Genomic DNA, 12290 nt, shown 5'->3' with positions numbered 1-12290 from the left:
ACGAGCGACCAGGCGCATCCTGAAACCGACGGATGGGGCAGCCGACCCCGGTGCAGCGCCCAGAGGGCCAAGCCCTACGCCTCCCGACCCTCGACGCCACTCACAACTGCGTTTAAGCTGTCGCATTTCCTACGCACGGAACAGCGTATGCCAGGCACATTTCAGGGAAGCTGCCTTTGTGCTGCGGTTGGCTACCAACTGCTCTCCCCACCCAAGGCGATAAGCCACTGCCATTGCAGCCAATGCCGCAAAGCCCATGGCGCCGCATTTGCGTCCTACGGCAGTGTGCCCCGCACCCACCTGCGCATTCTGCGCGGCGCCGACCGCATTCACAGCTTTGCCTCTTCTGCCACCGTACAGCGCCAGTTCTGCGCAGCCTGCGGCTCAAACCTGTTCTGGTCGCGCAGCGAGGGTGAATTCGCCGAATGGGTTTCGGTCGCTCTGGGCACCCTGGACACACCGTTCCAGCCCGCAAAGCAAAAATACCTTCACACCGATAACGCAGCCTCGTGGCACCTGCCATCAGGTTCCTCCACCCCCGACTCACCACCCGAAAAGGAAATCCCATGCGTACCCTGAAACTCGCCCTTGCAGCCCTGCCGTTTTTCGTTCTGGCCGGCTGCGGCAACGACGCCCTCGAAGGCACCTACGAACAGACCACCACCGTGATGGGCTTCGAAGCCCCCAAGCAAACCTGGGAGTTCTCCAAGGACTACATCATCGCCAATGGCAACAAGCTGAAAGTGGATGAGTGGGAGCGCAAGGATGACGTGGTCACCGCCCGCAACAAGGACGGCATGGCCCTGCTGAACGTTCGTGTACTGGAAGGCGGCAAGCGCCTGGAAGCCATTGGCGGCAGCGAAATGACCAAGAACGTGTTCGTGCGGGTCGACTGACCCGTTGCGGGCCCAGGCAAGGCACCTCAGTTGCGCCTTGCCTGCCCTGCCCCAACGCAGGTCAACCCGCCCGATCACGCATCACATTTTGAAGGTGTTGACCAGGGTATTGAACGAAATGGCCAGACGCGACAGTTCCTGACTGGAAGCGTTGGTCTGGTTGGCCCCTGCCGAGGTCTGGGTCGACAGGTCCTGAATGTTGATCAGGTTGCGGTCCACCTCTCGCGCCACATTGGCCTGCTCTTCCGACGCCGTGGCGATCAACAGGTTGCGGTCGTTGATCTGGGCGATGTTCTGGGCGATCCGCTCAAGCGACTCACCCGTGGCCTTGGCCAATGCCTCGGTGCTGTCTGCCAGGCTGCGGCTGTTGCCCATGGCCTTCACCGCATCGTCGGCACGCGACTGCACACTGGTGATCATGGCTTCGATCTCACCGGTAGACGCCTGGGTACGCGCCGCCAGTGCGCGCACTTCGTCGGCAACCACGGCAAAGCCACGCCCTTGTTCACCAGCACGTGCGGCCTCGATCGCCGCATTGAGCGCCAACAGGTTGGTCTGCTCGGCGATGCCACGGATCACATCCACCACCTTGGCGATATCACGCACGCTGCCCGCCAGCTCGTCGACAATCACGGTCGACTGGCCGATTTCGCTGTTGACGCTGGTAATGGCCTGCACCGCTTCACGGGCCTGGTCACGACCACTGGCCGCCTCCTGGCTGGTTTGGCGAGAGGCTTCGGAGGTGGACGTTGCGTTACGGGCCACTTCCTCGACCGCTGCGCTCATCTCGGTCACCGCAGTGGCCGCCAGCTGAATCTCGTCGTTCTGACGCACCAGCCCGCGGGTGCTCTCTTCGGTGACCGCATTCAGTTCTTCAGCGGCGGAGGCCAACTGGTCTGCCGCACTGGCGATCTGCTGAATTGTGGTTTTCAGGTTGTTCTGCATGGCACCCAGCGCGGTCAGCAGTTGGCCGGTTTCATCGGCATGGCCGCTTTCAACCGCCTGGGTGAGGTCGCCGCCCGCAATGCGTTCGGCGTTACGAACAGCCACCGCAATCGGTTTGCTGATCACCCGGCTGATGAACATGCCCAGCAGCAGTGCAGCCACGAAGGCGACACCAATGCCGATGTACAGGTTGAGCTTGGCAGCCGCCTCACTGTCCCTGGCGTCCTGCGCGCCCTCACCGATCTGGCGGTTGTTGGATTCGACCATGATGGTCAGTTCGTCGATCACGGTACGGAAGGCCTGGTGCAACTCGCCGGCCATCAGTTGCCTGGCAGCTGCAAGGTCGCCGCTCTGGATGGTCGCCACGGTCCGGTCGACGACCGCTTGGTAGGCGGGCCAGTCCTTTTCCATCTTGTCGCCGGCCGCACGCTCGTCATCAGCCAAGGGCGTTGCACGATAAACAGCGAAGGCTTTTTCGCTCGTCAGGCGATTCTCTTTCATGGAGGCGAGGATGGCACTGCGTTCCTCTTGCGGCGCATTGGTGGTGGTTGCCGCCAGGAAGCGATAAAGATCACGACTCTGGGCAATTGCACTGGAGCGGGTTTCGGCGGTTTTGGCCACCGACACCAGGTTATTGGAGAACACGAGTTGCAAACTCGAAGACAACGAGCCGATTCCTTGGCTACCGACAACTCCTACAATCAAGGTGATCAATGCGCAAAGCGCGAAGGCGAGGTACAGCTTGATTGCTAATCTGGCGTCGTAGAACCAATTCATTAGGGAGGCCTGCAATAAAAGGGATGGGCTGCAATTGCACTCAGGCGCTGGCATCAATGCTGTATCGGCGGCACCCCAGTACCCTGAAGTGCCGTGCGATGATTTTCATCAACTCAAAAGCCAGGACGATCAGTACGCCCTTGAACGTGGCTAATGGCCAATTGCCAAGACACTGACCCCACCCCTGCGCCAAGCGTTCCACTGGCCGATGACATTAATGAAAAAAATGGCGCCACATCGTTGACGCATATAAAAAAACTCCTGCAGTTCAGGCAGGCGTCCGGGTGCAGCAATGCCGCTTACCAGAAGGTGCCACGCAGCGTCAGTACAACGTTGCGCGGCTCGCCATAGTAATTCCCATACTCAGAAGTGCCGACACTGGCGTAATAACGGCGATCGAACAAATTGTTGCCGTTTAGCGCAACCGTCCAATGATTATCAATATCGTATTCAACCATCGCATCGTATACCGCATAACCGCTCTGGCTGAAATCATAATCATTGCTGTCTGTCACATTGCCGTCGCCATCGAATCGGTAGGCTTTACCGGTGACGTAAGTGGGGCTCATGGCCGTTACCCCACCCCCCACGCGCCAGCCCTCCAGCGCCCCCTTGAAGCTGTAGACGCTCCACAGCTTCAGCAGATGACGGGGCGTTACCGTGCTCGACAGTGTCTCTTCGCTGCTGTTGCGGATCATGTTGTAGGTATACCCCGCCATGATGTCCCACCCCGGCATGATCTCGCCGGTCGCCTCAAGGTCGATGCCTTTGCTGATGACCTTGTCCTGCGCCAGGAAGCAACATGAGCTGCTGTAGCTGAAGGGTGGGTTAGGGTATGCCGGGTCGGTGGCCGCCTGGTGCTCACGGGTGGTGTAGAACAGCGCTGCACTGACATTGAGCGCACCCTGGAACAGCTCTCCTTTGAGGCCGGTTTCATAGGTTTTACCGGTCATTGGCTCAAGGGGTGATGGGGAGGCCTCGGGGCCTTGCATTTTCTGCGACTGCGGCTTGAACACTTCCGAGTAACTGGCATAAGCAGACCACTGTTCGTCCAACGCATAGATCAGCCCACCATAGGGCACCAGCGTGGTCGCTTCGCGGTCGGTGACCCGGTCCTGCTCTTGCCACGGCCCGGTGCCGTCATTGTTGCGCAGGCTATAGGCCTGCTCGAACCTGTAACGCTGGGCGCGGGCGCCGGCCACGAGTTTCAGCGGGTCGGTCAACTGCAGGCGCAGCGTGGTATAGGCGCCGTACTGCTCTCGCGTATTGGGGTTGTAGTCCCGCCAGAAGCTCCGGTTGGAGCCCAACTCCGGCAAGGGCGTGGCACCAGGGTTCCACAGGTCGATCAACCCGCCTTTACCGTTTACCCCCATGGCAGCGCGCCAGCGACTGGTCACCTTCTGGTAGTCGGCGCCCAGCAGCAATTCGTGCTGGCGGCCAAAGGCGTCGAAGGTGCCCGAGAGGTTGATGTCGAATACCGACTGGTTGCTCCAGCTTGAAACGTAGCTGCCCCACCAGTACGTGCCGGTGTTGGTGGTTTCGTCTACTGAGCCGTAAGGGTTTATCCCCTCGACGTTGGCGCTGTTATACGAGTGGGTATAGGAAGCGTTGAGCTTCCAGTCCGGGTTGAAGCTGTGGTCGATCTTGGCAAACCACTCCCGGGTGTAGCTGTCCGACCATGCCCGGTTGGAGGTGAACCAAGTGCTGCGCGGCAGTTTCAGGTCGCCACCCGTGCTGTAGCGCGGCAGGCCGTCCCCGGTACCGTTGTCCTTGACCTTGTCGTAGCTGCCACCCACCGTCAGCATCGTGTCATCGGTAACGTCCGCTTCCAGAATGCCGTACAGGAACGGCTTTTCGGTGCTGCGCTTGTCCATGAAGTATTGGCGGTCGGTGTAGGCCGCCACTACCCGGCCGCGCAGCTTGCCGTCCAGGCCCAGAGGGCCGGTGAGGTCCACTTCGCTGCGATAGTTGTCCCAGGAGCCTGCGGAAGTGTTCAGTTTCAGCTGGTAGCTGGCCATTGGCCGCTTGCGCACCAGGTTGACGATGCCACCCGGGTCCCCGGTGCCGCCCAACAGCCCACTTGCACCGCGTAATACCTCAACGTGGTCATAGGGCGCCATGTCGTACAGCCGCTCACTGTAGAAGGTGCCCAGCCCGGTGCCGATGTCCATCGGTGACGTGCCGTCGATCTGCACGTTGTCGATACCGAAACCCCGGGAATAGAACTGCTGCGAACTGTAACTGTTGTTGCGCACGGTGATGCCCGGGGTACGCTTCATGGCTTCGGGCAGCGTGGTGATGCGCTGGTCCTCGATCATCTGCTGGCTGATGATGGAAACAGTCTGGGGGGTGTCCTTCAGGCTGGTGGGCGTCTTCGAACCCACGCTGACCAGGCCTGCCGTGTATGACTTGCTGTTTTCGGTCGCCTCACCCATCCCCTGCCCCTGAATGGTGATGGCCCCGAGGGTCAGCGCATTGTCGGCAGTGACCTGTTCGGCGATCACGTAGCTGCCCTCCGCCGTCTTCTCCACACCCAGGCTCGAACCCTGCAACAGCCGTTGCAGCGCCTGATCCACGCTCAAATGGCCAGCCAGCGCAGGTGCCTGCCGGCCCGCAGCGGTATCGGTGGCGAACAGGATGCGGCTGCCCGTCTGGCGGGCCAGGGCGTTGAGCGCCTGGTCCAGTTGCTGGGCAGGTACATTCACGTTGTGCTGGGCTTCCTGGGCCTGCAGGCTGGAGGCCAGCAGCAGGCTTGCCGCCAGTGCCGACAGGCGGCCGACATGGATACGGCGCGGTGGTGTGTGGTTGTTCATGCAGCTCCCCAATGACGCGATCAAAAGTGACGTTCATTGGCAGTGGCGGATGAACGCAGCGCAATGTTGAGGTGCGATGCGAAAAATTATCGTTAGCTTCTGATAACCGCCCTGGCGACAGCGCTATCGGCCGCTCACAGTAACGGTGCCATTACCTGAACGGGTCACTATCACGGGCAGAATCGCCGGCAGCAGGTCGATCAGCGATTCGATGGCCGCCGTGTCAAACTCCCCAGACACACGCAGGTGTGCCAAACGCGGGTCTGCCAGGTTAACCGGTGCCTGGCGGTAGCGACGGATATCGGCCAGCACCTCGTGCAGCGGTGTGCCATCAAAGCGCAGTTTGCCTTGCTGCCAGGCACTGGCTTGCGATGGCGCACGTGCTGTGACACGCCCGAGGCGTTGATTGCTCGCCAGCACCTGCTGGCCGCCCTCCAGGCGTTGTGGCGCAACCGAAGCGGTTGAAACCTCCACCGCGCCTTCCAGCACCGCAACCGCGACACCGCGGGCGTCGCTGCGCACGTTGAATACGGTGCCAATATCCCGCACCGTCACCCCTTGGCTGCGGACGATGAACGGCCTGGCACCGTGCGCAACGGTGAAGGCGGCCTCCCCTTCCAGCAGTTCAAACTGGCGGCTACGCAAGCGGTGTTCGATACGCAGGTGGGTGGCGCTGTTGAGCACCGCGTGGCTGCCGTCGGGCAACTGCAGGCGCTGGCGCTGGGCATGACCGGTGCGCAGGTCATCCGTACGCCAGGCCGGGTCCAACATCCATAACGTGACTGCCAGGCACAGCACCGAAACCGTGGCGCCCAGCGCTTGCTTGCGTGTGCGCTGCCGGGCGGTTTGCGCTTTGGCTTCAGCCAGCACGGCCTCACGCGAAGGCACCCGTTCGCGCACTGCACGTTCGAAGGCCGTAAGTGGGTCGCCCGGGTCGGGCCGACGGGGCTGTGCCATGGCTCAGCCCCGCCCCGCCAATGCCTGCCGCGCAGGCTCCCAGCGCTGGGCAATGCTGCGCATGGCCCGGGCAAAGTGCTGGGTGACCATGTTCACCGAGATCCCCAGTTCACCCGCGATCTCCCGTTGCGGCATGTCGTGGATCCGATGCAGCAGGAACACCTGCCGGGCACGCGCCGGCAACGCGTCGATGATCGCCAGCAGCGCTTCCAACTGTTGCTCGAAGTCCAGCGCTGCGGCGCCATCGAGCTCATGCACATGGCAGTCAGGTACCGAGTCGGTGGGTTCGAAGTACGCCAGACGCGTGTTGTCCGCGCGCCGGCGGTCGATGGCGCGGTTGAAGGATGTGCGGCGCAGAAACGCGAATGGCAGCTTGACCGCCTGTTGCGGCGGTTTCTCCAGCAATTGCAGGCACACGTCATGCACGACGTCTCGGGCGAACTGGCTGCCGTGAAAGCGCCTGCGGATATAGGCGACCAGGTCGTCATAATGCAGGGCCAGCGCACTGATCAGTTCGGCATCAGGGGAAGACTTGGTCATGACCAGACAGGGGCTAATTGGGAGTGAGTCGCATTATATCTAAAATGCGACCCCTGCCTACTCTTCCCGATCGCCCAGGGTTCAGGTGCGCATCATGTCAGCCGCTTGCTCGGTGGCCTCGGTGGTGCGCGTGGCCAGCTTGCGCACTTCATCCGCTACCACCGCAAAGCCCCTGCCCGCCTCGCCTGCACGGGCCGCTTCAATGGCCGCATTCAGTGCCAGCAGGTTGGTCTGGCTGGCAATGCTCTGGATGGTGCCGACAATCTGCGTAAGCTTGACGATGTTCGCTTCCAGCGTGCGCTGGTGGGCCGCCTCGGTATCGCGCATGGCGCTTTGCTGGTGCTCCAGGTCCACGTCCACCAGCGCCCCCACCACCCGCAGTGGCGCACCGTGGGCATCGCGCTTGGTCTGCCCGCGGGCGCGGAACCAGCGGTATTCGCCGCTTTTCATCTTCAACCGGTACTCGATGTCGAAGGGGGTCTTGCCGGAGCGGTCGTTCAGGTGGGCCTGGAACGCTTCCAGGCTGTAGGCCTTGTCTTGCGGATGCAGGCGCGAGGCCCAGCTGTCCAGCACGTCAGGGAATTCCTCCACCGTCTCGAAGCCCAGCAGGCGGCGGAACTGCGGCGACCACCAGAACGGGTTGTTCGGGTTGACCGGGTCACCCGCGATCACTTCCATGTCCCACAAGCCATCGGACAACATCTCCCGTGCCAGCTCGAAACGGGTGATGATCACATCGTGTTCCTGCTCGCGCTGCAGCTCGTCATGGATGTCCCGCAACGCACCGGCAACCCTCAGCGGCACGCCCCGGCTGTCACGCAGGGTTTCGCCCTGGGCGAAGAACCAGCGGTAGCTGCCGTCCTCCATGGCCAGGCGGTTGCGCACCCGGTACGGTGTCATGCCCGACTTGTCGTTCAGGTGGCGGGCAAACGCATCCAGGGTGGCGGCCCGGTCATCCGGGTGTAGCCGGTCGGCCCAGCTGGCCAGCACGTTGGGGAAGTCCCGCTCGTCGCGAAAGCCCAGCATCTCCCTGAACTGCTGCGACCACCAGAAGCGGTTACGTGGGTTGACCGGGTCGCCAGCCACCACCTCCATGTCCCACAGGCCTTCGCTGGAGGCGCGGTTGACCAGGTCGAAGCGGGTTTCCGAAGCACGGGCACTGGCATCGGCTTCGGCCAGCAACTGGCGCGCAGACTCCAGCTCGCGCTCCAGTTCGGCAATACGGTTGTCCCGCTCTGCGGCTTTCAGTTCGCGTGAAGTCCATTCACTTTGCACGTCTGCCCAGCTGGCCGAGCCACGGCCAGCCTCGGCCCTGGAGGAGGAAGGCAGCGCGGCAGCCAGTTGCTTGAGCACCTGAAGCTCATGGCGGTTACGAAATAGATGAAGCATGGGTTGATACTCGGAGGAAGACGAAGAATGCCGAATCCCTGGCTTGCATGGCGCGTTGCAGCGGGTGCACAACGCAGCATCTGCGGTTGCGAGACGCAATCAGTGCATACTCCGACCGCTGCATTGCGCAAAAGGTTGCGTAGCACTGACATCATTACGATATCAGTTTTAAAGGCGCAGTCACTGCCTAGTGAACACTATTGCCGACAGAGCAACTACGGCTAGGCAACGCACCCGCTGAAGCGGGAATGATAGGCATACCGCAACGTTCAGAGACCCCATCGTTGACCGACCAGAAACTGCTCGCCAAGTACGCGAAACGGTTTGATGCCGTACTCGCCCACATTGATGGCCACCTCGACGGTGACCTCTCGGTCGAAACGCTGAGCCGCCTTGCGAATTTTTCGGCGTATCACTTTCACCGACAGTTCAGTGCGTTCATGGGCGTGCCGGTATCGCGCTACGTCCAGCTCACCCGGCTGCGCCGCGCGGCACATCAGTTGGCGGCGTCACCACAGGTCTCGGTCGTGCAGGCCGCGCTCGGTGCGGGCTTCGAAAGCCCCGAGGCGTTTTCAAGGGCATTCAGGCGCGCCTTTGGCATGCCCCCCAGCGCCTTTGCCAAGGCGCCCAACTGGAAGGCCTGGAGTGCGGTGTTCGTGGTTCCCCACCTTGCCAGGCGTATGAGCATGCAAATCCGTATCGTGAACTTCCCTGAAACCCGCGTTGCCGCGCTGGACCACCACGGGGCGCCCAACCGCGTGGGCGAAACCGTGGCGCGCTTTCGCCAGTGGCGAATGCAAACCGGCCAATCGCCCGTCGCCAGCTGCCGCACGTTCGGCATCCCCTACGACAACCCCGACACCACCCCCGCCGAGGATTTCCGCTTCGCCGTGTGCGGCGAGATGCGCGATGCCCTGCAGCCCAACACCTATGGCGTGCAAGCGCGGGTGATACCGGCAGGTCGATGTGCGGTGATCCGCCACGTCGGCTCGCTGGACTGCATTGGCGAAACGATCTACCCGGTGTACCGGGACTGGCTGCCCGCCAGCGGAGAAGAGCTACGCGACCATCCGCTGGTATTCGAATACCTGAGTGTGTACCCCGAAACACCGGTAGAGCGGTGGGAGACGGATGTTTATGTGCCGTTGAAATAAGCCGGCTTTGGCACTAGTCGGCCTGCTCGTCGGGTACCTGATTCAAGGTGGCCAACATGATCACTTCCGTGGCCGAATACAGGCCATCGATACTGGCCACCACCTTTGCGCCCAGCACTTTTGCGTAAAGCTGCTGGGCAGCGTTGTCGGCACGGGTTGAGACGAGGACCGACTTTATACGTTGGCCCTCGCTGCTCAACGCTTCGGTAACCAAGGCCAGTGACGCCCTGATCAGATGCTCGCCGAAGCCGTGCCCGCGATGCCGGCCGGCCACCGCTATTTGATCGAGTTCGAGCGTGGCCTCCGGGCGAATGCCGGACTTCTGGGCCCAGAAGATATACCCGGCGATTTCGCCTTCCAGTTCCAACACGAACGCCAGCATTCGCGGTGCGGCGGACAATGTGGCGTGTACCCAGGTTTCGGAGCCCATCTGGCGTGTGAAGGCCTCGCGGTGCAGGGTTGCGATTGGTAGGGTGTCGGCGAGGGTGGCGGGTCTTACTTGGGGGTGCATGGGGCGGCCTGGGTTGGGTCAGCGGGTGAGCCATCTGAGTGGGCGGTTGGGTGGGTCGCTCAGCGAGTTCGTAGTCTAGCGCGGTGAAGGACTGGCACTTGCTGAAGCAGGATACTATTGGCGGCGGCTCATTAGGAGGCTCGGTGCAGAGATGAACCTGGAAGAATGGGATGAAGCGGTGCCCAATCCGCTCACTGCGCGTGAGGCCTGCCAAGTGCTGCGGGAAGCGCTTTTCGGGCGCCGGACGATGACAATTGTTCGTGGCCAGGTTTCAGAACAATTGGATTGCTTGCATTACGTAGTGGATGTCGATGGCTGGAAGATGCGCATCTGCGCCAACAACGGCGAGCCTGAGTTTTGCGAGTGGTGTGTGAGCCCGGAGGGCAGGTGCTGGGCGTTCGACCCGGGTGCCCGTATTGATCCGATTGCGTTGCTGTCAGGGTGGGAGTATCAGAATCTGCAGCGGTTGCTGACTACACTTCAAGCGGATGGCTGCGGTACCAGCGTTGCTTACTGAATAGGTGCAAGGGATATGCGCGATAAAAGACAGTTATGGCTGCTGCCAATCGTGGTGCTCTTCGTCGTGATCTGGGCAACCGGAAAAAAGAGCCCGTCTGAAGTTGAGCAGCCGATTAGCCCCACGCCAGTGAGTACCCTTGCGGCCGTGTCGCCAGGTGTGGGGCAAAAGCCCTCATCTTCGACACTTGAGCATTTTGTAAACGCTGACAAGCTGAACCTGCGCGCGAGCCCAGGCGGCACGGTGGTTGGCAGCCTTAAACGGGGTGACACTGTGCGAGTTTACGAACGGCACGCGGATTGGGGTCGCATCAGCCTCGATGGCCAGGCTCCACGTTGGCTTTCGTTCAAGAACCTCTGCACCACAGCAAATTGCTTTGCCAATGCCACGCAAAAAAGGCAGCGGGCGGTTCCGCAGCCTGCTCGCAACGCCGGGCCTACGTATGGTATGTCGTGCCCCTGCTCTTCTGGCCGTGTTTGTATCGGGCCCCGCGGTGGTCGCTACTGCATTACCTCTGGGGGTAACAAGCGGTATGGCATTTGACGGGTTTTGTTGCGAGGCCGGGCTGGATGGTTTAAGGCCCAGCTGAAAGCACCCCATCGGCCAAAACCGGACGCGGGATTGCTTGGGTTGATAGACTATGCGCCTCCTCGAATACCACTTGGCCTGGCGCGGTGCGCCTGGTCATTCAGACACGTGACTTAGATGCCTCAAGACCTGAACAAACAACGCATTGAGCCGTCCCGCCGCTTCAGCGTTGCCCCCATGATGGACTGGACCGACCGCCACTGCCGGTTCTTCCTGCGCCTGCTCTCCAAGCACACCCTGCTCTACACCGAAATGGTCACCACCGGTGCCCTGCTGCACAACGACGCCCAGCGCTTTCTGCGCCACGATGCCAGCGAACACCCGCTGGCCCTGCAACTGGGCGGCAGTGTGCCGGCAGACCTGGCGGCCTGCGCCAGGCTCGCCGAGCAGGATGGTTATGACGAGGTCAACCTGAATGTCGGTTGCCCCAGCGACCGGGTGCAGAACAACATGATCGGCGCCTGCCTGATGGGGCATCCGGCGCTGGTGGCTGATTGCGTGAAGGCCATGCGCGATGCGGTGTCGACCCCGGTGACGGTCAAGCACCGCATTGGCATCAATGGGCGCGACAGTTATGCCGAGCTGTGCGATTTTGTCGGCCAGGTGCGCGAGGCTGGGTGCCGCAGCTTCACTGTGCATGCGCGTATCGCCATTCTTGAAGGCTTGTCGCCGAAAGAGAACCGCGAGGTGCCGCCGCTGCGCTATGACGTGGCGGCGCAGCTGAAAGCGGATTTCCCAGACCTGGAAATCGTGCTCAACGGTGGTATCAAAACCCTGGCAGAGTGTGAAGCGCACCTGCAAACCTTTGATGGTGTGATGCTGGGGCGCGAGGCTTATCACAACCCTTACTTGCTGGCAGACGTGGACCAGCGGCTGTTTGCCAGCGCTGCGCCGGTGGTTACGCGCAGCGAGGTGATGATGCAGTTGCGGCCTTACATCGTGGCGCACATGGAAAGTGGCGGTGCGATGCACCATGTCACCCGGCATATTCTTGGGCTCGCCCAGGGGTTCAAGGGGGCGCGGCGGTTCAGGCAGTTGCTGTCGGCGGATATTCACAAGGCGGCGGAGCCGCTGGTGGTGTTTGATCAGGCGTTGGAGTTGTTGCAGGGGCGGTGATTTGGGTGGCCTTGGGGTTGGGGCTGCTTTGCAGCCCATCGCGAGCTTTGCTCGCTCCTACGTTTGTTTCGGGCCAATTAGGCCTGT

At 61.7% G+C, this 12290-nt stretch carries 11 protein-coding genes and 3 pseudogenes; 6 read left to right on the top strand and 8 right to left on the bottom strand.

Annotated elements, in window-relative coordinates; translation table 11 throughout:
• Positions 1-147: 147 nt before the first annotated feature.
• Positions 148-579 (top strand): GFA family protein, encoded by a 432-nt coding sequence (locus IAE36_RS16665; RefSeq protein WP_060483473.1) that lies wholly within the window; start codon positions 148-150, stop codon positions 577-579.
• Positions 567-896, top strand: coding sequence for a hypothetical protein (locus tag IAE36_RS16660; protein ID WP_201213534.1), 330 nt, complete (start codon positions 567-569; stop codon positions 894-896). Before IAE36_RS16665 ends, IAE36_RS16660 begins: the two co-directional genes overlap by 13 nt.
• 81 nt (positions 897-977) lie before the next feature.
• Here the strand turns inward: IAE36_RS16660 and IAE36_RS24120 are convergent, their stop codons facing one another.
• The 7 genes and pseudogenes from IAE36_RS24120 to IAE36_RS24105 all read right to left on the bottom strand — a co-directional run.
• A complete protein-coding gene (locus IAE36_RS24120; RefSeq protein ID WP_439646124.1) occupies positions 978-1841 on the bottom strand; it encodes a methyl-accepting chemotaxis protein in 864 nt (287 codons plus the stop codon).
• Positions 1836-2618, bottom strand: a pseudogene (locus tag IAE36_RS24115) (MCP four helix bundle domain-containing protein); the annotation flags it as partial. The gene IAE36_RS24120 and the pseudogene IAE36_RS24115, both read right to left, overlap by 6 nt.
• A 299-nt stretch (positions 2619-2917) precedes the next feature.
• Positions 2918-5431: a TonB-dependent siderophore receptor gene (locus tag IAE36_RS16650; protein ID WP_201213530.1), complete on the bottom strand. Its 2514-nt coding sequence runs from the start codon at positions 5429-5431 to the stop codon at positions 2918-2920.
• A 123-nt stretch (positions 5432-5554) separates the two neighbouring features.
• Complete coding sequence (locus IAE36_RS16645) at positions 5555-6388, bottom strand: FecR family protein (RefSeq protein ID WP_201213528.1); 834 nt, start codon at positions 6386-6388, stop codon at positions 5555-5557.
• A 3-nt stretch (positions 6389-6391) separates the two neighbouring features.
• Positions 6392-6928 carry an RNA polymerase sigma factor gene (locus IAE36_RS16640; protein WP_201213526.1) on the bottom strand — a complete coding sequence of 179 codons (537 nt, stop codon included), beginning with the start codon at positions 6926-6928 and terminating at the stop codon, positions 6392-6394.
• A 105-nt stretch (positions 6929-7033) separates the two neighbouring features.
• A pseudogene (locus IAE36_RS24110) lies at positions 7034-7237 on the bottom strand (methyl-accepting chemotaxis protein); the annotation flags it as partial.
• A 102-nt stretch (positions 7238-7339) separates the two neighbouring features.
• A pseudogene (locus tag IAE36_RS24105) lies at positions 7340-8023 on the bottom strand (PAS domain-containing protein); the annotation flags it as partial.
• A gap of 578 nt (positions 8024-8601) precedes the next feature.
• On the opposite strand from IAE36_RS24105, the gene IAE36_RS16630 reads away from it, so the two are divergent.
• Positions 8602-9471: an AraC family transcriptional regulator gene (locus tag IAE36_RS16630; protein WP_236408986.1), complete on the top strand. Its 870-nt coding sequence runs from the start codon at positions 8602-8604 to the stop codon at positions 9469-9471.
• Between the two features lie 13 nt (positions 9472-9484).
• On the opposite strand, the gene IAE36_RS16625 is transcribed toward IAE36_RS16630, so the two are convergent.
• Positions 9485-9982, bottom strand: coding sequence for a GNAT family N-acetyltransferase (locus IAE36_RS16625; RefSeq protein WP_201213521.1), 498 nt, complete (start codon positions 9980-9982; stop codon positions 9485-9487).
• Between the two features lie 151 nt (positions 9983-10133).
• Here IAE36_RS16625 and IAE36_RS16620 point away from each other — a divergent pair, with 151 nt between their 5' ends.
• The 3 genes from IAE36_RS16620 (at position 10134) to dusA (ending at position 12203) form a co-directional block, all read left to right on the top strand.
• The gene (locus tag IAE36_RS16620; RefSeq protein ID WP_201213519.1) at positions 10134-10499 is read left to right on the top strand and encodes a DUF7693 family protein; all 366 of its coding nucleotides are present in this window, start codon (positions 10134-10136) and stop codon (positions 10497-10499) included.
• 15 nt (positions 10500-10514) lie between these two features.
• Complete coding sequence (locus IAE36_RS16615; protein WP_201213517.1) at positions 10515-11042, top strand: SH3 domain-containing protein; 528 nt, start codon at positions 10515-10517, stop codon at positions 11040-11042.
• 162 nt (positions 11043-11204) lie between these two features.
• Positions 11205-12203, top strand: a complete 999-nt coding sequence (dusA, locus tag IAE36_RS16610) for a tRNA dihydrouridine(20/20a) synthase DusA (protein ID WP_201213515.1) — start codon at positions 11205-11207, stop codon at positions 12201-12203.
• The last annotated feature ends 87 nt before the right edge of the window (positions 12204-12290 follow it).

The sequence above is a fragment of the Pseudomonas sp. S36 genome, from assembly GCF_016647875.1.
Lineage (GTDB): Bacteria > Pseudomonadota > Gammaproteobacteria > Pseudomonadales > Pseudomonadaceae > Aquipseudomonas > Aquipseudomonas parafulva.
Note: the sequence above shows the minus strand (reverse complement) of the source record. Positions and strands in the feature narration are given on the sequence as shown.

Bases quoted from the DNA above. Each gene is read 5' to 3' on its own strand.
- IAE36_RS24120 (WP_439646124.1), bottom strand. From the start codon at position 1,841: ATGCAGAACAACCTGAAAACCACAATTCAGCAGATCGCCAGTGCGGCA.
- IAE36_RS16615 (WP_201213517.1), top strand. From the start codon at position 10,515: ATGCGCGATAAAAGACAGTTATGGCTGCTGCCAATCGTGGTGCTCTTC.
- IAE36_RS16660 (WP_201213534.1), top strand. From the start codon at position 567: ATGCGTACCCTGAAACTCGCCCTTGCAGCCCTGCCGTTTTTCGTTCTG.
- IAE36_RS16665 (WP_060483473.1), top strand. From the start codon at position 148: ATGCCAGGCACATTTCAGGGAAGCTGCCTTTGTGCTGCGGTTGGCTAC.
- IAE36_RS16640 (WP_201213526.1), bottom strand. From the start codon at position 6,928: ATGACCAAGTCTTCCCCTGATGCCGAACTGATCAGTGCGCTGGCCCTG.
- IAE36_RS16645 (WP_201213528.1), bottom strand. From the start codon at position 6,388: ATGGCACAGCCCCGTCGGCCCGACCCGGGCGACCCACTTACGGCCTTC.
- IAE36_RS16625 (WP_201213521.1), bottom strand. From the start codon at position 9,982: ATGCACCCCCAAGTAAGACCCGCCACCCTCGCCGACACCCTACCAATC.
- IAE36_RS16650 (WP_201213530.1), bottom strand. From the start codon at position 5,431: ATGAACAACCACACACCACCGCGCCGTATCCATGTCGGCCGCCTGTCG.
- dusA (WP_201213515.1), top strand. From the start codon at position 11,205: ATGCCTCAAGACCTGAACAAACAACGCATTGAGCCGTCCCGCCGCTTC.
- IAE36_RS16620 (WP_201213519.1), top strand. From the start codon at position 10,134: ATGAACCTGGAAGAATGGGATGAAGCGGTGCCCAATCCGCTCACTGCG.